Below are 24,100 nucleotides of genomic sequence, written 5' to 3' on the forward strand. Positions count from 1 at the left end.
AAATTAAGATTTAAAGTTTTCCTTTAATTGAGTTATTACTTCAATTAGTAATTTTTCTTTATCATCTTCAAGTTTACCTGAGCTTTGAATTGAATCAATTATTTCAGGTTTATCAGACTTACATTTTTCAATAATTTTATTTTCAAATTCAGCAATATCTTTTAATTCAATATCATCCAAATATCCCTTTACTCCACAGAAGACAGAAATAACTTGTTCAGCTACTGTCATTGGCGAGTATTGTTTTTGTTTAAGAAGTTCAGTTAATTTTGAACCTCTATTTAAAAGTTGTTGTGTTGAAGCATCTAGATCAGATCCAAATTGAGCAAAAGCAGCCATCTCTCTATACTGTGCTAACTCTAATTTCATTGATCCTGAAACTTTTTTCATCGCTTTTGTTTGTGCTGAAGAACCAACCCTTGAAACAGATAAACCTACGTTAATCGCTGGTCTTATCCCTTGGTTAAAAAGTTCAGTTTCTAAGAAAATCTGCCCATCAGTAATTGAAATTACGTTAGTTGGAATAAACGCTGATACGTCACCACCTTGTGTTTCAATAATTGGAAGCGCTGTTAAAGAACCTCCACCATGCTCATCACTTAATTTTGCTGCTCTTTCTAACAATCTACTGTGAAGATAGAATACATCACCAGGGTAAGCTTCACGTCCTGGAGGTCTTCTTAACAATAGGGACATTTGTCTATAAGCAACAGCCTGTTTAGACAAATCATCATAAATAATTAATCCATGCATTCCATTATCTCTGAAATATTCACCCATTGTACAGCCTGTGTAGGGTGCTAAAAACTGAAGTGGTGCAGAGTCAGATGCTGTTGCAGCAACAATTGTTGTGTATTCCATTGCTCCAGCTTCTTCCAATGTTTTTTGAATTTGTCTTACAGTTGATCTTTTTTGACCAATAGCAACATAAATACAATAAAGTTTTTGTTTCTCATCACCAGACTCATTAATTTTCTTTTGGTTAATGATAGCATCAATTGCAACTGCAGTTTTACCTGTTTGTCTATCACCAATAATTAATTCACGCTGACCTCTTCCAACTGGAACTAGACTATCAATAGATTTAAGACCTGTTTGCATAGGCTCACTAACTGACTGTCTAGGAATAATTCCTGGAGCTTTTACTTCAACTCTACTTTTTTTAACACTTTTATCTAAAGGTCCTTTACCATCAATCGGATTTCCTAATCCATCAACAACTCTACCTAATAATTCTTTTCCAACTGGAGTATCAACAATGTTTCCAGTTCTTTTTACAGTATCACCTTCTTTAATATTTCTGTCATCTCCAAAAATTACAACCCCAACATTTTCACTTTCTAAGTTTAAGGCCATACCTTTAGAGCCATCCGCAAACTCAACCATCTCTCCAGCTTGAACATTATCAAGACCATAAATTCTAGCGATACCATCTCCCACTGATAATACTTGTCCTACCTCAGTCACTTCTGCTTTGTCACCAAAATTTTTAATTTGTTCTTTTAATATCTTTGTTACTTCTGAAGGATTTATTTCCATTTATGCCTCTATCATTCTGTTTTCGATTTGTTGTAATTTATTTTTAATTGAGGTGTCAACCATAGTACTTCCAACTTGTACTATTAAACCTCCTATTAAACTTTTGTCATGTTTGTAGTTTAATTTTATTCTTGAGCTAAAATTTTTAGTAAGCTCATCTGTAATTTTTGATATTTCATCACCAGATAATTCTTTTGCAGATTTTAATTCTGCTTTTAATTCTCCTCTTTTTTGAGAACATGTTTCAATGAAGCTTTTTAAAATTTGCTCTACATAAAAAAAACGTCTTTTAGTAATTAAAAAACTTAAGAAATTTTTTAATAAACTTTCAAATTTGTTGTCATTAGAAATTCTATCTATAACTTTTAAAAGATCTTCTTGGCTATTAGTTGGATCTTTAATTAGATCTGAGAAATCTTTACTTGATGAAATCAGGTTTAAGATAGATGAGGAGTGATCTTCTACTTGAGAAAGAACATTGCTTTCACTTGCAAGCTCATACAAAGCTAAAGAATATCTTTCAGCTGAAGTTATTGAAAATCCCTTATTTTTACTCAACTTAGTACCTCTGTTATGTTGAAGATTATTTTAAAATCACGCTCTAATTAACATATGACTATAATGTCTTCAAGTAGCACATTCGTTTAAAAGTCCTTTTTTTAAAGGTTAATTGAAGTTTATTGGATCAACATCAACTGAAAGTTTTATTCCTGATGAAAATTTGTAATTTGGGATAATTTTAGCGATTGAATTCTGTAATTTGAGAGATTTTGGACCTCTAATTAACATTCTTATTCTAAATTTCTTTTTTAGTCTAAAAATAGGGGCACTGACAGGTCCTAAAATTCTTGCATTAATTTTTTTTTCGATAAAGTTTTTAAAATAAAAAGCTTCTTTTTCTAATTTTACTTCATTGTCTCCTGTTAGAATTAAAGAAATAAATCTTTGAAATGGTGGAAGCTTGTTTTGTCTTCTAATATCTAATTCTCGATCAAGAAAGATGTCAGGATTACTATTTGTTAAATCTGAAATCATTTTAGTATTAGTGTTATAAGTTTGAAAATACACAGTAGCAGGTTTGCCTGTTCTTCCTGCACGGCCAGAAAGCTGGTGGTACAACTGTAAATTTTTTTCAGCTCCTCTCAGATCATGTCCTTGAGATGAAAGATCAATATCAACTACCACAATACAATTAAGGCTTGGAAAATGAAAACCTTTAGAGATCAACTGTGTTCCAACTAAAATTTGAACTTCATTATTGATTATTTTTTCTAATTTATCACTAGAGTCTTTTTTATTCATAGTATCACTCGAAAAAATTTCTATTTTTTTTGATGGAAAGTTTTTTTTAACTTCTTCAGATATTCTTTCCACACCAGGCCCACTAAAAATAAACTCACAGTCACCATCTTTTGCACAAGTTCTTTTCAAAGAAGATTTGAAACCACAATAATGGCACAATAAATTATTTTTATTTTTATGATAAACTAAATTGATTGAACAATTTGGACACGAATAACTATTAAAGCATTTATTACAAAGTACATGTGGAGAAAAACCTCTTCTATTTAAAAAAAATAATATTTGGTCGTTTTTATCAAGATGAAAATTTACTTTCTCAATTATTTTTTTTGAAAGCCAAGATTGTTTTTCTAATTTTGTTTCATTAAGATTAATTATTTCATAATTTGGTAATGATGCGTTTTGATAACGTTTTTCTAATTTAGAAATACTATATTTACCTTTTTTAATATTTTCATAAGTCTCAATTGATGGAACAGCTGTAATTAAATTGATAGGAATATTTTCAAATGATGCTCTTGAAATAGCCATGTCTCTTGCATTATAGGTAGCTCCTTCATCTTGTTTGTAAGATTGGTCATGCTCTTCATCAACAATAATTAGACCTAGCTTTTTAAATGGTAAAAATAATGATGATCTAGCTCCAATGACAACTTTTATTTCCCCATTTGCGATTCCACTCCAAATAATTTCTTTCTTTTTTTTTGTAATACCAGAATGCCAAACTGCAGGGGTAAAACCAAAAAATTCTATAAATTTTTTTTCAAATTGACCTGTTAAGCCAATCTCAGGTAATAAAATTAAGCCCTGAAAACCCTTGTTTATAATGTCTTTAAGAGCTTCAAAATATACCATGGTTTTTCCTGAACCCGTTGTTCCTTGAAGAACATGAACTCTAAATTTTTGATTAGAAATATTCATTTTTTTAAGAGATTTTTTCTGTTCTTCAGAAAGCTTTATTAGATTTTTTTTGATATTTGTGTCAAAAATTTTGTAAGCATCTTTTTGAATTTTTTCTACAGCATTACTACTTAATAAAACTAGTTTTAAAGCCATTCCTTTGGGAATTATATTGTATTCTGAAAACCAGTTAAGAAATTTGATAGTTGTTTTTTTTAATGGAGTAACGTCTAATTTTTTTAAAACACTTTTTATCTTAAAATTTCTATTATTTTTTTTTTCAAATTCATCCCAAACTACCCCTGTAATTTCAGACTTACCAAAAGGCACCACCACATAATCTCCTACTTTTAAATTAATATCACTCTCATAAGTAAAAGGATGGTTAAAGATATTTGGTAAAAGAATTGGAAATTTCATACTTTTAAATAAATTAATAAATGTTTGATTATAATGAAGATATCAATTTCTAAAATAATTTATATCACTAGTTTGTTGATTTTATTTATCTATGTAATATAAATATATATGATCATATGGCTTGCATCATATCCTAAAAGTGGAAACACGTGGGTAAGATCTATAGTAGCTGCCCTGATGTACAGCAATGATGGAATTTTTAATTTTAATCTTTTAAAAAGAATTAAGCAATTTCCTACTGAAAATGATTTTAAAAAATTTACAAATGACTTAGGTAATTTTCATGAAATTAAAAAATACTGGGAAGATGCTCAAGATTTAATAAATTTAGACAATAAAATTAAATTTTTAAAAACACATCATATTAATTGTAAAATTGATCAATACAATTTTACAAATAGAAGAAATACCTTAGCTTCTATATATATTGTTAGAGATCCAAGAAATTTAGTAAGTTCAATTTCAAATCATTATAACAAGACATTGGAAGATTCTAAAGAATTCTTGTTAACTCCAAGATTTATTGGAGGACATAAAAAAAAAGGTGTTTTAATTAAAGACAGTTTAAAAACTCTTCTAGGTACTTGGGGTGAGCATTATAGATTTTGGAAAAATAATAATAAAGATTTTCTATTAATTAAATATGAAAATTTAATTAAAGATACAAGATTTGAATTTAAAAGAATAATTAATTTTATAAACAAATATACTGATGTTCAAAGTAATGAGGATAAAAATGAAAATATAATTAAAACAACGAATTTCAAATATCTACAAAATTTAGAAGAAAAGGGTTATTTTAATGAAAATGCACATAAAACATTAAATAATAAGATCAAATTTTTTAATTTAGGTCCAGAAAATAACTGGAAAAATGTATTAGATAAAAAAATTATAAATGATATTGAAACTAAATTTTCAGCTGAAATGAAAGAGCTTGGGTATTTAAAATAAAATATCTTAAGAGTGTATTGTTCTTTTTTGAATCGCTCTACTTCTAGTATTTCTATAAGGGTGAAGGCTTTTTGCCTCATATCTTAGTAGCCATCATTAAAAAGTTTTGAGTCTCAGTTTTTCTACTATTTCCATCATTGCAAGGTATTTTGATACAATATTCTAATGTATTTCTATTATGAAAAATGAGTTTTCCTAAGTAAACATCATTAAGAGGAATACTTGCAGAATATTCAACAAAATATTTATCTGGTTGGAATGGGTTTTTAAAATCTTTATGTCGTGCAAATTCAACTACTGCATTCATCAACAATCCATTTCTATTATTTAGATTATACCAATTACAATAATAATAACCATCCATTACTTTTACCCATCCTTTACTATCTTTTTCCCCAAGCGCACATTTAGCTAGTTCAACATTAACTAATTTTATTAATTGACTTTTTTGATATTCAAATACTTTAACTTTTGAGGCATATGTGTACCCATTATAAGCAACCACTCCTACTGCAGCAAGAATACCAATGATTGCTACTACGACTAGGAGTTCTATCAGTGTAAAGGCTTTATGTTTCATACAATTTTAGAGTTTATAATAATTTAAAGTAAAAATAAAAAACCCAAAGAAAACACGTAAACATTGTTAAAAATATTAAAACTAATCCAACTAAAGTATCTTGATTGACTTTCTTTCTCCATTTTTTTGGAAAAAAATTTAATGAATAAGCATAAACAATTAAGAATATATTTAGCGTTGTAATGATAATGTTGAAAAATAAAAATTTTTCCATTTCTATACTAGCAACTACTGTGGCTATTTGGTTTTTTATTGGTTTGTGTAATTGATATAGTGCAGCTAGTATTTGTTTTTTTAGTTGCTGTAATTGTTAAAGTATTAGCGTTTGTAGTTTTAAAAGTAAACGATTGTTCAGATAAATCATCTACACCATCAAATAAATTAGTAACTAAATTTGAAGTAGAGGTATTAAAGTAGTATTCACCATTATTAGATTTATATTCTTGTTCTGCTAAATAAATGGAGTTTAATGTAATCTCAGCTTGTTTTTTTTCAGCAGAAGCTTTGTAACCACTGTAAGAGACAACACCTACTGCTGAAAGAATTCCAATAATAGCAACTACAACCAGGAGTTCTATTAAAGTAAACCCTCGGCTGTAGTAGTGCCTCATAAATTTTTAGTCTACGCTTATAGTAGCTTCCATTTTGTCAGCAGTTGCACAGCTTGTCGCTACACAAGTTTTTACTGTAACGGTAGTTCCTGAAGAACTTAAACCAACATATCCAACTTCAAAGCTTCCGCTTGATCTAACAGCATTTTTTGTAACATCAAAAGGATTTTTATCAGTCATTGTATTTACTGCACCTGTTACTGCTTTTGCAGCTGTTGCGGGACAACTCTGGTTAGTTCCCATAAATTTACTTTCTCCTAATGAACATTTTTGAATTTCTGCTGAAATATATTTAACTGTTTGAGCATGCATTGTTTTGGTTGCATTTTTTTTTGCTGAAGCAGTGTATCCATTATAAGCAACAACACCTACTGCAGCTAGAATTCCTATAATTGCTACAACAACTAGCAATTCAATTAGCGTAAAACCTTTATTAAATTTTTTCATTTATCCTCCGAAATATTATTTAATAAAGCTTATGTAGATTATTTAAAAAGGTCAATAATATATTGAGCTACTTAAAGTTTAGTTATTTTAATAAAAACCCTCTTACTAGCCAATAACATCTCCCATATTGAAAATAGGCGCATACATTGCGAGCATTAAGCCCCCGATAGTAATCCCCATAAATACGATCATTATAGGTTCAATTAAACTTGCAAGATTGGCAACTGCAACATCAAACTCTTCCTCATAATAAATTGCAACTGAACCAAACATTTCATCTAAGCTACCTGTTTGCTCACCAACAGAGATTAATTGGCTAAAAGTTGGTGGAAATATTTTCTCTTTGTTAAATAAGTCTGTCAAAGTTTCTCCTGAGAAAACACCTTTTTTAATATTTTCTAAAGCTTCAATAACAATTACATTATCAGTTACAGATTTTGCAATATCAATACTTTCAATTAAATCAACGCCTGCTTGATTAAGGTTTCCTAAAACCAATGATACTTTTGCTAAGATTGATTTATTTATTAAGTTTCCAAAAATTGGAAGTTTAAGCATAATTTGGTGCCAAACTTTTTTAACATTATAATTTTTACTTATTAAATATTTAAAACCAACAATAAATAAAATAATAAAGATAAGAAGATAAAAACCACCTGATGATCTAACAAAATCACTCATAGACATAATCACTGCTGTTGGGGTTGGTAATGACTTAGCTCCCATTTGTTCATACATATCAACAAAGGTTGGAACTACATTCATTAACATAAAAACTGTAACTAATATTGCAACTGAAAAAAGAACTCCTGGATAAAATAAAGCACTTTTAATTTGAGATTTAATCTTTTCTCTTTTCTCTAAATTAATTACAATTTTTTGTAAAAAGGTATCAAGTTTACCACTAGCTTCACCAGCTTTTATCAAGTTTACAACTACAGTATCAAAAATTTTTGAATGTTTTTCAAAACACTTTGATAAAGCATTTCCAGCCTCTAAGTCTGTTTTGATTGTTTGAATAACTTTTTTCATTGGAGGTCTTGTTGTTTGACCCTCTAACATCTCTAATGTGTTTAATACAGGCAGTCCTGCTCTAAGCATAGTTGCAAACTGTTTACAGAAAATTAAAATTTCTTGAGCTTTTATTCCAGTTCCAAAACTAAATGATATTTTTTCTTTTTTACTAACTGCTTTCTTTTTTTTTGCTTCTTTAAGTTTTGTAATAATTACTTTTTGGTCTTTTAATTTGTGAGCTGCTTCAGCATTATTTAAAGCTTCAATTTCTCCCTCAACATATTTACCTTGAGAGATTCCTTTGTATTCAAAATTTAACATTAATTAGATTGTAGCACTCTTTCGTATTCAGCAAATGAAAGGTCTCCACTTAATAATAAATCCTGACCCATATCTTGCATGGTTCTAAAACCATTTTTTTTAGCAATCGCATTTAACTCTGTCTGCTGAAGATTAGATAAAATTCCAGCTTTCAATTCATTATCAATTTCAAGAATTTCATAAATACCCATTCTTCCTTTATAGCCGGTTCCACTACATTCTTCACAACCTGTACCTTTGTAAATTTTAGCTCTTGCTGATTGTTCAGGTAAAAACCCAATAGAATTTAATAATTTAGGAGTAATATTCTCATCGATAACTCTACAATCTAAGCAACTTTTTCTTGCTAATCTTTGTGCCATAATTAGAGTTAACGCAGCAGATATTAAATAATTTGGAGTACCCATATTGACTAAACGGGTAATAGAACTTGGAGCATCATTAGTGTGAAGTGTGCTAAAAACTAAGTGCCCAGTTAAAGCAGCTTTTAGAGCTATATCTACTGTCGCTTTATCCCTAATCTCTCCAACCAAAATCACTTCTGGGTCTTGACGTAAAAAAGATCTAAGAGCTTCTTCAAAAGTATAACCAATTGCCTCTTTTACTTGAACTTGTCCTACTCCCTCCATTTCGTATTCTACAGGATCTTCAGCTGTTAAAATGTTCATCCCAGGCTTATTAATATGCTTTAACACGCTGTAAAGAGTGGTTGTTTTTCCACTTCCTGTTGGGCCAGTAACAAGCACCATTCCTTGAGGAGAAGTTATAGCTTTAATAAGCTTTTCTAAATCATTACTTTCAAATCCTAAATCAGAAAGAGCTTTATCACCAGCATCTTTATTTAAAATCCTCATTACAATTCTCTCATTATTTTTTGTAGGTAAAATCGAAACCCTTAAATCAATTTCTTTAGTTTCTGATTTAAAAGTTGAAGCCCCATCTTGAGGCACTCTTCTTTCGGCAATATCTAGTTTGCTAATAATTTTAATTCTAGCAACAACTGCTGAATAATTTTCATGTAAAAATTTAGAATAACTATCCATAATTTTTAAAATACCATCAACTCTAAATCGTACTTGTGCACTATCTCTAAAACACTCAATATGAATATCACTTGCCCCTAAATTAATTGCCTCTGTAATTAATTTATTACCAAATACAATTACTTCTCCTCCAACTTCAATTAATTCATCTTTATTTTTTTCAACTTTTTCTACTTTGACATTTTTATCAGAAATTTTTTGTGTTTCTTGTTTTGAAAGTCGACTTATAAATTCATTTATATCAGAAATAGAAGCTGCAAATAATTCTGGTTCCATTTTTGTCATTGTTTTTAAATTTTTCATTAATCCTAATTTTGAAGCATCAGCTATTGCAATTTTTAACACTCCATCAGACATTTCAAAAGGAACTAATAAATTGTCCTGGATATACCTTAGATCAATTATTTTTTTTATTTTTGGATCAATTACTTTTTTTGATAAATCTATAGAAGGTAGAGAATAACTTGTGGATAAAGTTTTAAGTATCTTGTCTTCATCAGTAAAATTTAATTCTAAAGCTGTCTCTAATTTTGTTTTTCCTATTTCAGAGCTAGTTGTATTAATTTTAGACATCTGATCAGCAGAAATACTTGAACTTTCCATTAGCATATTTAGAATATTTTGTTCACTAGTATTATCTAATCTAGTTTTACTCATCTTAGTCTATAACTCTCGGTGCTAAAAAAATTAACATTTCTGATAAAGCATCACTATTATTTTTTCCTTTAAATAAATTTCCAACAACTGGTACCTTGCTTATCCCAGGTGTACTAGTGTTTGTGTTAGTTTTAGTATTAATTTTAATGCCCCCAATAACAACTATATCACCGTCACTGACAAGTAGTTTTGTTGTTATTTCATTTGTTTTAATTCCAGGTTCATCTGATCCAGCCACTTCTACTGGTGAGTCATTATTAACTTGAATATCTAATAATACATTTCCATCACCAATTATGCTTGGAGTTACAGTTAATGCTAATGCTGCTTCTTTAAATTCTGTAGTTGTCGTACCGTCAGATGTTGTTTGGTAAGCAATTTGGGTACCTTGTGTAATTTTTGCTTCTTGGTTATTTAAAGTAAATACACTTGGGCTTGAAATAATTTTATTTTTACCCAAAGATTCTAATGCCTCAATCTCAACTTTTAATACTGAAGAACCCATTTGTTTTAAAATACCAATTCCACTTGTTGCACCAGTAATTGAGTTATTGGTAACTGTTCCAGCTGCAGCTCCTAATGTAACACCACCTGGTGTTGTTGCAGCACCACCGACAGATCCTGTTATTAGAGCTTGACCATCAAGTTGTTTTGTCATTGCTCCAATTCTTGTTCCTAAAGCTTTTTGAAAAGTTGAGTCCGCCTCAACAATAAAAGCTTCTATTAAAACTTGTTTTGTCTTTACATCTATCTCTCTTATAACTGCATCAATAGTATCAAGATCTGGCTCATGCCCTCTAACGATAATTGATCGTGTAGTGTCTTCAACTGTAATAGAAAGATTGCTCATAGTAGCCGCCCCCTCTGAACCCTGTGTTGAAAATAATGCCTCTAGAGTAGTTTTGGCTTGAGAAGGACTGATATAGTATAGTCTAAATATCTCTGCAACAATCGGCTCAACCGACTCTTCTAATTCTATCTTTTTCTTTAAAACTTCTGCTCTTGCTGATTTAGCTGTTTCTTGTGCTGTTAATTTTTCTGGCGTATGTACTCTTATTATTCCATTTGCAACATCAACATCAGCAACTAATGTTTTCATATCTAACAATGTTTGAAATGCAACATCCCAACCCACATTATCAATTTTTGCGTTAACTGTTCCACTTACTTCGTCTCCAACTAAAATATTTATTTCTGCAATATCAGCCATCAAAGACATTACATATTTAAAATCCATACCTTGAAAGTTTATACTTATATTTTGCTTTAAGTTTGTATACTCATCAGAAATTGATACATAATTTTTGACTGTTTCAGTTGTTATGACTCTTCTTTTATCAGGACGAGTTGTAAATTCAGTATCATATGGTTTAGGACCATCAATTACTTTTTTGTCCATTTCTTTTTGTCCATCAACAATTATTTTTTTAGTATCAATTAAAGGTTTGTCTCCATGAACTGATCCTGGTTTTTTTGACATTGTTTCACATGACTGTAATAAAGCCAAAAATGATAAAAAAATAATAATTTTTAGATATTTTTTCATTAATTATCCTTCACTCGGTCTAATAATATTATTCATATATACTTCAAATTTTTCATCGTCTTGATCTTTAACGATTACAACATCGCTAAAAATTTCTAACAATACAGTGGTAGTTGTAAGTAGATCACCTACCTCGAACTTAAAAGCTCCTCCATCTGGGGATGAAAAAACAGCTATTTTTTTACTTTTGCCAATAATAGTTCCAGCTAATCTCATATTATTCAGCAATCCATTATTTGAACTTTGTTCAGTATCACCTAATTCAACTGACTGATTGGTTGAGCCAGCAGTTCCACCTGCAAATGGATCTATTGCTGGTAATTCTTCATCATCAATACTTTTAGCATCTTCAGCTTTTAAAAATGATAATTGAAATTGACATAATATTAATGTCATTAAAAAAACTAATAATCTTTTTTTATTTATATTCATCGGGTAATCCAACAATTGATAATGTTACTTTTGATAAAATTTGTCCTTGCATTTCTGCTATCGTGGTAATTTCTTCTTTATCAAAATTTATTACTTTTTGTGATTTTGATAATGCTCTTCTAAATTTTAAATAACTTAAAAAATTTCCTTGAATTTCATAATCTACTGGAATTTTATAATACATCACCTGTTGACCTTCAGGATTTTCAGTTGAAGTATTTTGATCTGAAGGATTTTCAGTTGAAGTATTTTGATCTGAATTATTTGAATTTTGTTCAGATGCTCCAGAATTACTTACTGCTTTTGGTTCACCCTTTGTTAAGCTAATTATCGACAAGCCGTTGAGCAAAGCAAACTTGCTGATGTTCTGATATAAATCCTCTACTTCTTTTTTGCTATGGAATAATTTACTATTTTTTTTGTATTCAGGTTCTAATTTTTTAATAGATTTTTTTACAGTTATAATATTATTATTAAATTCTAATATTTTATTTTTATTTTCTTCCATCAACATTATTTGCTCTTCTTGTATTTTAATTTTTGGGGACACAAAAACGTAATAGCCAATTAAAAAAACTAATACTGCAAAAAAACCAATTCCAAACTTAATGAGATTTTTTTTGTCTCCCAAACCCCCACTTTTGAGTTTACTCATTAGATCATTTAAATCCATATTTTTTAAACTACCTAAATCCATTAAATTTCCTTCAATTTACAATTAATTATAAATCCCTTTTTATTGTTACTTCCTGAACTAGTTTCACCAGTTTCTTCTTTCATTTTGGCTAAAGACGCTTGTTCGATTAATGATTTAGCATTTAGGTTTGCAATAAAATTTAAAATGTCTTGATCAGAAAAAGCCATACCCTCAATTATTAAAGAATTATCTCCATCAAAAGAAATTTTTTCAAAATTAACCCGTAAAGGAACACTTCTAGTCACTTGAGCTAAGGTTCTATATGAGGAGGCTTGATTAGAGCTAACCATTTTACCAAGATCCAATGATTTTTGCATCTCTCTTCTTTGTTTTGCTAATTTTGAAAATTGAATATTTAATTTATCAAACTCTATTTGAACTTGATCAAATTTAATTAATTTTTCTTTATTGCTGTTTATTTGGAAATAAGACGTGACAATTAATATTAAATAAATTCCTGCCACCGTACCTGCAATTCCCTTAAAAGCAAAGCCAGATAAAAACTTTAGTCTATTTTGTTGTCTAACTGCGTCTCTATTGGGTAATAAGTTTATATTTTTAACAGCTGTTACAAATTTATAATAACCAAATACATCTAATTTTCTATAAGCCAGACCAAGTACTGATGATAATGTTGATTTGTTATTATCTGGAACTTTTTCATTATTATAAGATGGCACACTAACACTTTGTAACGGATCAAAATTAATAAAACCCGTTGTTGGTAAATTTTTTTTAAACGCTGGTAGTAATAGTGAAATATTTTTTAAACTTGAGACCACTTGAATGGTAGTTATCTTATTTTCATATTTTGCTTCATAATCTGAAATTGCTTGTTTTAGTTGCATTGCATATCTTCTAATAACAGCTTCTGACTCTGTCGAAATTTGTTCATTAGTAACTTCAAGTAAATGTTGTTTTTCTTGTTCTCTTAAAAAAATATCAGTGATAACAGGAGTATTGTTATGAATAATCATCATATAATTTTCATCAACACCTAACTCTAAGATTGCTGAATTTCCCTTGTCTGTAATTGATTTAAACTTTGTATTGTCGTAAGCATTTTTTAAAGTGAAACATCGAACATCCATAATGACTGGATTTAAACCTGCTTTTTTAGCAATAGATGAATAAGCATTTACATCCGAAAGTTTCGATGCAACAAATAAAATTTCCATGGTATTATTTTTTGAATTTCTATTTATTATTTGATGAAAGATTGAATAATCATTTAAGTTATCAGCAAGTTGAACTAAATTTTCCCAAAGTGAATCTGTTTCTATTGCTTTTTGTAATTCATCATCAGACATTAAGGGACTAGTGACCACTCTAATGATTGCACTCGTTACAGGAATTGATAATGCAACATTTTTTGAAGTTATTTTTGCATTAGATAATGCTAGCTCAATTTCTGCAGCTAAATAATCTTTTTGTTCTAAAACATTGTCATTAATAACTTCTTGATCTAGTAATCGATAAGAGAATTTATCTAAGATCCATTTTTCATCTTTATCTTGAGAAACTTGAGCAACTCTTACTGCTTCTTTCGTTATATCTAGACCTGCAATTTCTTCACCTGCTACACTTAACTTACTAACTTTAGATTGAAAAAAGTTTTTAAATATTGATTTAATTTTGTTATCTTTATTTTTAGATTTTATTGGGTCGCCAGCTCCTTCTTTGTTAGCTGAAACATTTTCTTTAGATTTAGAAAATTTAATATTCTTTAATTTTTCTAACATTCCAATTGTTACGCCTTTTTCAGGAGATTGAACAGTTTCCTTTACAGGGTTGCTTTGAATAGCTTCTATTGATTGTGTTTCAAGAGGTGAAGAAGAAGGAGAATCTTGTTTTTCCTCTAATTTTTGATCTAAACTCTGATCAATTTCAGGTTTTGTCTCATTTTTTTGAATTTGAAGGTCATCAAACCATTTTTCAAGTATAGGTATAGCTTCTTCAAGGTTAGTGGTGCCTGAAGAGGACACTTTTTGTTTACCATTTATATATGTTCTACCGACCCAATTATGAGATTTAAGCTCACCTTTATACTTATCTTGTCGAACATATATATGTAGCCTTCCATTTTTTTTATGAATGGTTTCCATATAAAAATTCTTCGTAAATTACTAAAACTCTAACACAATTGTAAAATATCGTCAATATTATTTTGTGTTAGAGTAAATATTTTTTGTGTTAGAGATATTATCATATACATAATTTTTAAAAATCATCATAAAATCTTAAATAATGCTTGTTTTATTTATATTTTTGGCAATTTTAGATAAAACAGTGATATTTTTAATATTGATATATTTTTTTGTGTTAGAGTTTATCTTATTTGTGTTAGAGTATTTTAATTGATTGGTTTTATTAATATATTATAAAAAATGCATATAAAACAACACTTTTTAAAATAATAATATTTTGTGTTAGAGTTTGTATTTTTTGTGTTAGAGTTTTATTGATTTAATAGTTTTCTTTCCAGCTTTCAAGCTGAACTGCTCCAGATGCTGCTTTTGCCTTTGATTTACCTGTAATTAGGTTATCTTTTGATGTAAATCCAGCAATATTCTTGTTAGCCTCTCCAGCAAGCCCGATATATAGATTATCTCCTTGTTTTACAACTTTTGAGAGTACTCCTTTTCCCATATTTACATTTAATACTGAATTTCCACATTTTGTATCATACGCAGTCAATATAGCGCTTCCAATACCACATTTGTTATTAGCAGGACTTGGCTCATATAAAGGGAAATATACCCTATCTTTATCAACTGTAGGTTCTGCTGTCAGTTTTTGCGACTTTTGAAGGTTCACATACCAGCCTAAATCAGATCCTCCAGGACAATTTGGAGCTGTTTTGCATTTAGATACATCTCCAGCTGGATTAACAGTTACAAAATTAGGAAAATTAACATCTTTTATACCATAAAGTCTATTTTGTACCTGACTTGACTGCTCTTGAAGTTTTTGAGTGTTTCCAGTTCCAAAATATAACCATAAATTATTATCATTGTTAATTGTTGCCTCAGGTCTAGTATAAATATACCTACCATTTTCAGACGTTGATTGAGAATTAAATAAAGTTGTCTTTTCATAAAGAGTTCCTTTATCAGTTAGATTAATTTTTGTAACTTTTCCCTCTAAATCAGTAGCGTAAATCAAAGCACCATTATAATTTGCTTTGTTTGTGCCATCTGCAGTAATAACTGTAAGATCTGCTGGTAAAGAATTTACTATATCTGTCTTATTTACTTTACTAACCATCAAAGTAATTCTTCCTGGAGGAGCTTCATCAAACTTTAATTTTAAATTACGCATAGTACTACCACTTTGATCTCCAGTAATTGAATATCTAATACTACCAGCTCCATATACTTTTAAAGTACAACAATTAATATCATATGAATTTAAACCATAAGTTGCTAAATTAAATTCTGTTTGAGTATTATTGCTAACAGTACCAAAAACATAATTATGCATTACGTTGGCTTGATCTTCGATATCAATTACTTTTAACAACCTTCCTTCATCCTCTAAATCCATTACAAAAACAGCAGAACCATAGTTGGGATTAACTGCACCATTGTAACCACCTCCAAATACTGCAACCCATTTGTCCTTACCACTAACTTTAATTCTAATTATTCTTGGTGTAGACCAAGTCTCTCCTAATTTTCTATAATCATATTTTGGATCAATACTTCCACTTCTATATCCAAATTCATTTTTAAAAGTATCAGTCCCCCAGTGCTGAATTACTTGATCTGAGCCGTTATGATTAATTGCAAAAAGATGTGTGGGATTATTAGGATTTGTTACATCAATTGCAAATAAACCTTTTCCACCTGATCCAAGTCCACTTAAAAGTACTGTACGCCATCTTGGATTATCTGTTGAGTCGTTTGGAGTATCATCAAAGTAGATATCTTTAACAACAGGTGAGCCATCTATACCGTAAATCGCATTTGTCGAATTAGCTTTGCTTGACGGTACTTTTTCGAGGTTACCCAAAACGTTTGGTGGGATATATCCCCATAACTCTTCACCATTTGAAGCATCAAAGGCATGAAGGATACCATTATTAGCTCCTGCATATATAATTTCCTTTCTATTTACACAAGGGCCTCCACAAGTTGAGCCATTTTTGAAATTATTATAATTATTTTGCAATCTGTAATATGAATCTTTCATTTGAGAATTATTTGAACCATCATCTATAGCTGGTGCTTCTGGTTTTCCAACTATTATCAAATCAGAGTGGTAAATATCTGCAAGCTTATGGATAGACTCTGTCTTGTTATTATCTCCATCTTGATCATAAGTGTCCACTCCTCTTATAAAATTTATTAAATTTTCAACTTCAGTGTCAGTTGGTGATTGACTAGGAAACATTCTAGATTTTAAAGCATCTTTATTAGATGTAGTAAAATTATTAATACTTGTACTGATTTCAGGAGTCCAAATATTTCTAGATGATGCACTTTTAGCATTTAATTTATCTGCAGCATCCCATTGAACTGTACCAAAGGTACCATTAGAATTTAATTTATACTTTTTTAAACTACCTTTCCATTGTGTATTTTTTGCATACTCAAATGTAGATTGATAAACAAAATTATTTCTACTGACATCTGACATTACTGCTGGGGTAGTAAAAGTTAGTCTTCCTGAAATAGCTTGTTTAATTGCATCAGTTAATTTTGCTAATAACTCAGTTTCATTAGATGCATAAAGTGGTTTAACAGTTCCACCTGCTGTAGCTAATGTACTATAATTAGAATTGGCTCCTCCTAAAGCAAATCCTACTGCAAAGGTTTTAATATTATAAGCAGTTCTAATTTGATTTGCGATGCTAATAACTGAACTATGACTAGACCAGTAACCATCACTTATTACAATTAGATAGTTTAGAGAACAGGTCAAATTCCAATTAGCAACTTGACCACTTGTGAAATAATTTCTAGCATTGTTCATTGCTGTTCTAAGATCAGTTCCACCACTTGCATAAACACCATCAACATTTGAATAAATTTGTTTGGCACCAGTATCAGATATTTTAACTCTTATATTATGTCTTGTTCCCCATTCCATTAAACCAAAGTTGGCTCCTGATGTTAAATCTGTATTTGAAACTATTTTTTTAATAACTTTTTTTGCAGCATCTAATCTTGATCCTCCACCCCCACCGTATGTTGCTGTTTCAGTTAAATTAGTGTCATATTTTCGAACTGCATAATTATAAAAGTCAGTAACATAAATATTATCACTACTATCAACGTGCATACCATAAGGATATCTAAAACCAGATGAAGTTGAATAACCTCCAGTTTTAGTCTGATATACTAAACTTGAATTAAATTTTTGAATTCTATGGCCATATAAATCTAAAGCATAGATATTGCCACTGCTGTCATAACCAGCATCTACTGGTCTTCGAAAATATCCATTTGATGTAGAATAACTTGTGCTTGTTGCTTGGTTGTAAGATAGGGATTGACCACTTACAGTAAATTCTACTACTCTATTTTTACTATAATCTCCAATAGCCAATTTATTTCCAGAACTATTTAATGACATGCCCCAAGAATAACTTAAATTACTTCCAGCGTTATAATATCCAGTTTGATGAACTCCATTTGTTGTATAATGCGAAATGTAAGAATTGTTATGACCTACATATACATAAGAACTTGCAACCGCAATTGAATGTGGATAATTAAATCTTGCTCCATTATTCCAAATGCAGCCACCTGTCAAATTAAGAACTTTTATTCGGTGACCATAAGTGTCAGCTATATATATTTTATCATTATAAATTGTAAATTGTCTTGCATACTTCCACTGATTACATCCTGTTCCATAACCACCAAAGCTTCTAAGATATGCGCCAGAGCTATTAAAAACTTTAATTCTATTATTGTAATACTCCATTACGTAAACGTTACCTGAGCTATCTGTTGCAACATCAAGAGGGTAATAAACTTGAACAGAGTTATATAATTTTGCACTCATACTACCTGAGTTATCCAACATGATTAAAATGTTGGCTGGTATTTCTGAAGTGCCTGTACCAGGAGGTGGACTTTTGGCTTGTACTTGAGAGCTAAATACGAAAAATAAACTAATAATTATTGCTGAGAGTCTAACCATTTCCCCACCTTTGCATTGTATTCTGCCATACCTGCTGAATAAAGTTTGCTCGTAATATCTATAATTTCTGCGTAACCATCATGGATATCTGTTTTAATGTATTCAATGATATCATTTCCAGACTCCCAAATATAACTTCCACGCCATCTACTTTTTGGTACGCCTTCTGGAAGATTGAAAAATCCATATTTACTCATCGAATAGTCCATTAATTTACTGTCATCCATGTTGGGTCTATAAAGCTGAATTCTTGTAAGTTTATTTTCAATGTATAAATAAATAGCAGCTGTTCCATATAGACTTTTGTCATTTTTACAAAGATCTTCCATAGGAATAATTAAGCTTTCGCCTCCAAAACGATCTGGCATTAAAACTGGTTGTATAGGTTCAATCTTAATATTTTCTTTGGGACTTCCAAAATTTGCTATTTTAAAATTACAAGCTAATGCATTTGCTTGTACTAGTAGAAAAAATCCAAATAAATAAAGTATAAATCTATTCATTAGTTCACCAAGGTTACCACAGCTTCTAATGGAATAATAACGTTGTTTTGAGCATTACAATTATTTGCAGCAGCATTACAACCACAAGAATAAATGGTATATAAAATATTATTAGTTCCTGACTTTTTTTTACCAGATGAATTATTACCATTTTGATCTGGTGAATAGGCAATGAAATATTCAAAACTATATTTACTAAGCCTAGTTGCTTCATCCCCTGATGCACTTATTACCTGATTAAGAGATTTTCGCTCAGCATGAAATCCATTATTTGAACTTTTTAAATTTGGAAAAAAAGAAGCTTTACAAAATCTTAATTGTCCATCTAAGTTATTTGGTGGAGAAGCAGAGAATTTACTTATATTTCCAACCATCCAATTTTTAGCAACTGAGATCCCACTTTCTGCAGCATAAAAAGTTTGCTGATTACTATCTTTATTAGTATTTGAACTATGTTCGCTAGAGGTGATATTAATTAAAGTTGCTCCCATTATTGTCATAACAACAAGTAATAGTAACGCTAGTGGTAAAGCAAAACCTTTTTCAGAATTTTTTTTAATAGTTTTCATTTGTTATATGATGATGACTCTCCAATACTAGTTCCTGTTTGTTCTGATATAGCAACATGCTTTGCTAAATTTCTTGTATGCACACTTACAAAGAAAGTTTCTCGATGATATTTGTCTGCTGGAATATTTATATTACTTCCATGGGGCGCTTCACCATTAATAATTTTTGTTGGCTTTGCTTTATTGTATACTTCCTTTGGAGATCTAAGCGTTAAATATATTTCAGCAGTGTGAACTAGATCTGTATTAGCTTGTCCTTTTGTTAATTGACCATATTTGGTGTTAACAGTAGTTCCTCTTCCTTGACTATCTTCAACCGATCCACAACCTGAATTACAAACTGGAACTAAAATTTTTCCCTCTTTATCTTTTAATATAACTTGAAAATCCTCTACATATGGAATGAACAACTCATTTCGCATATACATATTAGCACTTCCGGCGTGTCTATTTAATGTTGCATATTTTGCTAAGTAATAATCATTGCTATCTTGGTATTTTTGTAACTGATAAACTATATAATGACTTTCTTTAGCTGAATTTGTGTACCAAAGTTGAAGATAATCCGATTGTCCATACTTACCACCAAACCTTTTAGAGGAAACACTCAAAAAATCATGTCTTACTGTTCTTTCAGTTCTATTCTCTGGAGAATGAGTTAGATAATTTGGATCAACATATCCAGTTATCCTTAATTCTTTAGTTAAAATTGATAAAGCTTCTCTTGCAGTATTATTAATGTTTGCCTTCTGTGAAATTGATTTATATGACTTATTAAAATAGCCATAAGATGCAAAGGCTGCAGCAATACTAATTACACCTATTACTGTAGCAACTAAAACTTCAGCTAAGGTAAAACCAGAGTTTTGTTTTCTCATTTAACAACTACTCCTAAATATTTTTTTCTTTTTCCTTTACCAGTAAAAAAGTTTACTCTTCCACTGGTATTTGTGCCAGAGTTTACGTAAGTTTTCCTAGTATCATAGCTATCACATTTTGGTTTTCTGTCTTTGTTATCAACTTTCATCAAGTTTTTTTCTTGTAATTTATCATCCCATTTTTTTTTCATTCTTGAATGAAGGTCTGAGGTATTTTGATTCCCAGATGAGCATGTTTTGTTAAAATTTCCATATTTTGACACATTATCAGGATCACCAATCATGTCTTCCATAACCATTTCTGATAAATAATTGAGTTTATTTCTCTCTGTTGCTCGATCCATTGAATTAATTGAAACCGCTGAAAGTTGCATGATAGCAATAAAGCCAATACCTATTACCACAATACAAACTAAAGACTCTATAATTGAAACACCTTTATTAGATTTAACCATCTATTTTTATCCAACTATTTTTTTTTTTATTTTTTTTATAAACTTTTATATTTTGAAAACTATCAATGTTCAGCTTGTACATAAAATCATAATTTGCATCAAATTTGCAAGTATTTTGGTTAGTATTTGATTTAGAACAAAAAACAAACATATCAACATTTTGATTTGTAGATGGGTCTCGATCTGTTTTTCTAAGCCTATTGTATTTAATGCTTCCATCTTTAGTTATACATAAGAATGTACCAACCGGATTGTGTGCAGCATTAGGATAAACATGGACATTGCTATCATTATTTGAAACACTTAGTTTTAAAGTTTCTAAACTTGTGTTTCTATTTAAATTTGCCTGCCTTGTTCCTTGATCGCACTGCTTATTACTCTTGAGTGAGCTATTGGAAGAAATACTTTGATATGTATTAAAAAAATCTTCAGGACTCATTGTATAAACTTCTAAATTTGGTTTTAAAGCCAGCTGGGTCATTCCATACTTTCCACTTGTAACTTCAGCTTTTCTCTCTTTAATAAATGTAACAGTTTCATAAACTTCTTTTTTAACATTACGATCAGTTATCCAATTAGAGATATTAGGATAAGCAATACCAGCAAAAACACCAATTACAGCTAAAACAACTAAAAGTTCTAAAATGGTAAATCCTCTAATTTGATTTTTTTTTATCATCACCAAATTTTACCTACACAATTAAAATAAAATTCATTATTTGGGAGCTTCGAAACTACCAAAACCCAGGTGTTAAAGCCTTTGTTTGCACAAGCATTACCGCTTACAGCACGAGACCCTAAACTCTCATAACTAATACAAGTTTCTCCTGGTTTCATATTTCTTGCATCTCCAATTGACGGACATGAAGGATTATATCCTTGACCACCAGAAACAGTATTCTTAAATTGCGTTGCAGGGTTCATTTGAAAATAATATTTAAATACACTAAACATTTTACTTACAACATCCCAATCACCGTTCCAAGAACCCCAATTAGAATTACATACTGCAGTTCTAGTATTTTTTCGTCCCCATCTTTCAAAACTTAAAGACAGCTTGTCTGAATAATTTACACACTGAATTGACGTTTCAGTTTTAATAAAATTATAAATTTCATTGTTTTGTGCTTTAATTGCTCTTGTTTGAGCCATACTTGAATATTTTGAATAAGCAACAACTCCTATTGCTGACAATATTCCTATGATTGCAACAACAACTAATAATTCAATTAAAGTAAAGCCTTTAAGAATTTTTCTCGGCATTTGAAATATCTCCCCTGCCAACCAATTCTTCGATGGATTTTTCCATAGTAATCATTCCTTCACGTTGACCAGTTTGCATAACACTTGGAATTTGATGAATTTTTGCTTCACGAATTAAATTTTTAATAGGTGCATTACAAACCATTACTTCAAATGCGCCAACTCTTCCTGAGCCATCTTTCTTTTTAAATAATTTTTGTGTCACAACCATATTTAACGACTCTGCTAATTGAGCTCTGATTTGTCCTTGTTGCTCAGGAGGAAAGACATCTATAATTCTATTTACAGTATTAGGTGCACCACTTGTGTGCAATGTTCCAAAAACTAAGTGACCTGTTTCGGCTGCAGTTAATGCCATACCAATAGTTTCAAGATCTCTTAGCTCACCTACAAGAATTACATCTGGATCTTCTCTTAATGCTGCTTTTAATGCATGAGAAAAACTTTCAGTTTGTTTTCCAACCTCTCTTTGAGAGACAATACTTTTTTTATCTTTATGAATAAACTCTACCGGGTCTTCAATTGTAATGATATTTGCTGGTCTAGACTCGTTTATCTGATTAATAATTGCGGCTAGAGTTGTAGATTTTCCAGAACCTGTTGGACCTGTAACTAATACTAAACCTTTATGAGCATCTAATAGACTAAACAATACTTGAGGAAGATTTAAATCCTCCATTAATGGAATTTTTGTCTCAACTCTTCTTAAAACTGCAGCTAGACCATTTAAAGTTTTATAAAAATTAGCTCTAAATCTTAGCTCACCTAACATTACTGCAGTATCAAGCTCATTTTTTACTTCAAATTTTTTTATTTCAGATTCTGTACAATTATTTTTTAACAGTTCTTGTAAATCTTTGTCAGTAATTTGACTATCAGGTTCAATGACAATGTCTCCTAAAACTCTGTATGAAATATCAGAACCACCTCTCAAATGAAAATCTGAGATTTTATTATTTGTTTTTGCAAGTTCAGAAACCTTATCAATCATTATTTTAATGATACTATTTAATAATTAAAAATTAAACCAAAATTAAGCTATATAAAAATTCTCCATAAGTGAAATAAATTAGACAGGCGACAATAATAAACGGTCCAAAAGGAATTTCGGTTCGCATAGTTTTTTGTTTTTTAATTAGTGATGGGACAACAAAAATTAGACCTAAAATAGATGAAACAAAAAGAACAAAGGGTATAGATTGCCAACCAAATAATAAGCCAATACCTGCCATTAATTTTGCATCTCCTAAACCCATACCATCAATTTTTTTAAAAGTTTTATATAAAAAAATAATTAACCAAATACTTACATACCCAACTATCCCACCAATAATTGATTGGTTAATTTCATGAATTAAACTGGTGTTAAAATTAGGAATAAAATTTTTTAATAATCCTAAAGCCATAACACTAAAATTTAAAACATCAGGAATTATGAAGTTTTCTAAATCAATAAAAAATATTACAACAAAAATTAAACTTAGAATAGATAAGAAAATAATAGAAGATAAACTATCTGAAGTTAAATAAATTAACAAAAAAATAAAACCCATTATTAATTCAACTATGAAATATCTTGGAGATATAGCTTTATTACATTTTCTACATTTGCCACTTAAAAACAAAAAAGAAATTAAAGGTAAGTTATCATGCCAAATAATCTTTTTTTTACATTTTGGACAAAAAGATCGACCACTTATAATTTGTTTATTTTTTGGTAAGCGATAAATACAAACATTTGCAAAACTTCCAAGACAAGCACCTAATGTGAAAATTAAAAATGAATAAAAAAAAATCAAATAATTAAATATTTATA

The 24,100-nt window shown here is 29.8% G+C and carries 21 protein-coding genes and 1 pseudogene; 1 reads left to right on the top strand and 21 read right to left on the bottom strand.

Annotated elements, in window-relative coordinates; genetic code table 11:
- Nucleotides 1-3 precede the first annotated feature (3 nt).
- The 3 genes from atpA to priA form a co-directional block, all read right to left on the bottom strand.
- Nucleotides 4-1,539, bottom strand: a complete 1,536-nt coding sequence (atpA, locus tag ACIJYI_RS06335) for a F0F1 ATP synthase subunit alpha (RefSeq protein ID WP_271487867.1) — start codon at nucleotides 1,537-1,539, stop codon at nucleotides 4-6.
- Nucleotides 1,540-2,097, bottom strand: coding sequence for an ATP synthase F1 subunit delta (gene atpH / locus ACIJYI_RS06340; RefSeq protein WP_435113803.1), 558 nt, complete (start codon nucleotides 2,095-2,097; stop codon nucleotides 1,540-1,542).
- Between the two features lie 108 nt (nucleotides 2,098-2,205).
- On the bottom strand, nucleotides 2,206-4,161 hold the full coding sequence (gene priA / locus ACIJYI_RS06345) for a replication restart helicase PriA (protein ID WP_435113805.1): 1,956 nt from the start codon (nucleotides 4,159-4,161) through the stop codon (nucleotides 2,206-2,208).
- A gap of 108 nt (nucleotides 4,162-4,269) precedes the next feature.
- On the opposite strand from priA, the gene ACIJYI_RS06350 reads away from it, so the two are divergent.
- Nucleotides 4,270-5,115, top strand: coding sequence for a sulfotransferase domain-containing protein (locus ACIJYI_RS06350; protein WP_435113807.1), 846 nt, complete (start codon nucleotides 4,270-4,272; stop codon nucleotides 5,113-5,115).
- 76 nt (nucleotides 5,116-5,191) lie between these two features.
- Here ACIJYI_RS06350 and ACIJYI_RS06355 read toward each other — a convergent pair whose 3' ends face one another.
- From ACIJYI_RS06355 to ACIJYI_RS06440, 18 genes and pseudogenes are all read right to left on the bottom strand, one after another.
- Nucleotides 5,192-5,695: a pilin gene (locus tag ACIJYI_RS06355; RefSeq protein ID WP_435113809.1), complete on the bottom strand. Its 504-nt coding sequence runs from the start codon at nucleotides 5,693-5,695 to the stop codon at nucleotides 5,192-5,194.
- A gap of 488 nt (nucleotides 5,696-6,183) precedes the next feature.
- Nucleotides 6,184-6,306 (bottom strand): annotated as a pseudogene (locus ACIJYI_RS06360) (type IV pilin protein); the annotation flags it as partial.
- Nucleotides 6,307-6,312: 6 nt separating this feature from the next.
- Nucleotides 6,313-6,753, bottom strand: coding sequence for a pilin (locus ACIJYI_RS06365; RefSeq protein WP_435113811.1), 441 nt, complete (start codon nucleotides 6,751-6,753; stop codon nucleotides 6,313-6,315).
- 105 nt (nucleotides 6,754-6,858) lie between these two features.
- Nucleotides 6,859-8,088: a type II secretion system F family protein gene (locus tag ACIJYI_RS06370; protein ID WP_435113813.1), complete on the bottom strand. Its 1,230-nt coding sequence runs from the start codon at nucleotides 8,086-8,088 to the stop codon at nucleotides 6,859-6,861.
- Entirely contained in the window at nucleotides 8,088-9,788 is a 1,701-nt protein-coding gene (locus tag ACIJYI_RS06375; RefSeq protein WP_435113815.1) for a GspE/PulE family protein, read from the bottom strand. The genes ACIJYI_RS06370 and ACIJYI_RS06375 overlap by 1 nt, the downstream gene beginning before the upstream one ends.
- A 1-nt stretch (nucleotide 9,789) precedes the next feature.
- On the bottom strand, nucleotides 9,790-11,334 hold the full coding sequence (gene pilQ, locus ACIJYI_RS06380; RefSeq protein ID WP_435113817.1) for a type IV pilus secretin PilQ: 1,545 nt from the start codon (nucleotides 11,332-11,334) through the stop codon (nucleotides 9,790-9,792).
- 3 nt (nucleotides 11,335-11,337) lie between these two features.
- Nucleotides 11,338-11,730, bottom strand: coding sequence for a hypothetical protein (locus ACIJYI_RS06385; protein ID WP_435113819.1), 393 nt, complete (start codon nucleotides 11,728-11,730; stop codon nucleotides 11,338-11,340).
- A gap of 22 nt (nucleotides 11,731-11,752) precedes the next feature.
- A complete protein-coding gene (locus ACIJYI_RS06390; protein WP_435113821.1) occupies nucleotides 11,753-12,463 on the bottom strand; it encodes a pilus assembly protein PilO in 711 nt (236 codons plus the stop codon).
- Nucleotides 12,463-14,568: a pilus assembly protein PilM gene (gene pilM, locus ACIJYI_RS06395; protein ID WP_435113823.1), complete on the bottom strand. Its 2,106-nt coding sequence runs from the start codon at nucleotides 14,566-14,568 to the stop codon at nucleotides 12,463-12,465. Before pilM ends, ACIJYI_RS06390 begins: the two co-directional genes overlap by 1 nt.
- Nucleotides 14,569-14,929: 361 nt before the next feature.
- On the bottom strand, nucleotides 14,930-18,616 hold the full coding sequence (locus ACIJYI_RS06400; protein ID WP_435113825.1) for a VWA domain-containing protein: 3,687 nt from the start codon (nucleotides 18,614-18,616) through the stop codon (nucleotides 14,930-14,932).
- On the bottom strand, nucleotides 18,595-19,119 hold the full coding sequence (locus ACIJYI_RS06405) for a hypothetical protein (RefSeq protein ID WP_435113827.1): 525 nt from the start codon (nucleotides 19,117-19,119) through the stop codon (nucleotides 18,595-18,597). The genes ACIJYI_RS06400 and ACIJYI_RS06405 overlap by 22 nt, the downstream gene beginning before the upstream one ends.
- Nucleotides 19,119-19,688, bottom strand: a complete 570-nt coding sequence (locus ACIJYI_RS06410; protein WP_435113830.1) for a pilus assembly PilX N-terminal domain-containing protein — start codon at nucleotides 19,686-19,688, stop codon at nucleotides 19,119-19,121. The genes ACIJYI_RS06405 and ACIJYI_RS06410 overlap by 1 nt, the downstream gene beginning before the upstream one ends.
- Entirely contained in the window at nucleotides 19,685-20,566 is an 882-nt protein-coding gene (locus ACIJYI_RS06415) for a PilW family protein (protein ID WP_435113832.1), read from the bottom strand. The genes ACIJYI_RS06410 and ACIJYI_RS06415 overlap by 4 nt, the downstream gene beginning before the upstream one ends.
- Nucleotides 20,563-21,021, bottom strand: a complete 459-nt coding sequence (locus ACIJYI_RS06420) for a type IV pilus modification PilV family protein (RefSeq protein ID WP_435113834.1) — start codon at nucleotides 21,019-21,021, stop codon at nucleotides 20,563-20,565. The genes ACIJYI_RS06415 and ACIJYI_RS06420 overlap by 4 nt, the downstream gene beginning before the upstream one ends.
- Nucleotides 21,014-21,700: a pilus assembly FimT family protein gene (locus ACIJYI_RS06425; protein ID WP_435113836.1), complete on the bottom strand. Its 687-nt coding sequence runs from the start codon at nucleotides 21,698-21,700 to the stop codon at nucleotides 21,014-21,016. Before ACIJYI_RS06425 ends, ACIJYI_RS06420 begins: the two co-directional genes overlap by 8 nt.
- The gene (locus tag ACIJYI_RS06430; RefSeq protein ID WP_435113839.1) at nucleotides 21,700-22,284 is read right to left on the bottom strand and encodes a type IV pilin protein; all 585 of its coding nucleotides are present in this window, start codon (nucleotides 22,282-22,284) and stop codon (nucleotides 21,700-21,702) included. The genes ACIJYI_RS06425 and ACIJYI_RS06430 overlap by 1 nt, the downstream gene beginning before the upstream one ends.
- Nucleotides 22,265-23,275: a type IV pilus twitching motility protein PilT gene (locus ACIJYI_RS06435; protein WP_435113841.1), complete on the bottom strand. Its 1,011-nt coding sequence runs from the start codon at nucleotides 23,273-23,275 to the stop codon at nucleotides 22,265-22,267. The genes ACIJYI_RS06430 and ACIJYI_RS06435 overlap by 20 nt, the downstream gene beginning before the upstream one ends.
- 31 nt (nucleotides 23,276-23,306) lie before the next feature.
- Complete coding sequence (locus tag ACIJYI_RS06440; protein ID WP_435113843.1) at nucleotides 23,307-24,083, bottom strand: prepilin peptidase; 777 nt, start codon at nucleotides 24,081-24,083, stop codon at nucleotides 23,307-23,309.
- Nucleotides 24,084-24,100: the final 17 nt, after the last annotated feature.

The sequence above is a fragment of the Candidatus Pelagibacter bacterium nBUS_36 genome (assembly GCF_051201215.1).
In the GTDB taxonomy this organism is placed as follows: domain Bacteria; phylum Pseudomonadota; class Alphaproteobacteria; order Pelagibacterales; family Pelagibacteraceae; genus Pelagibacter.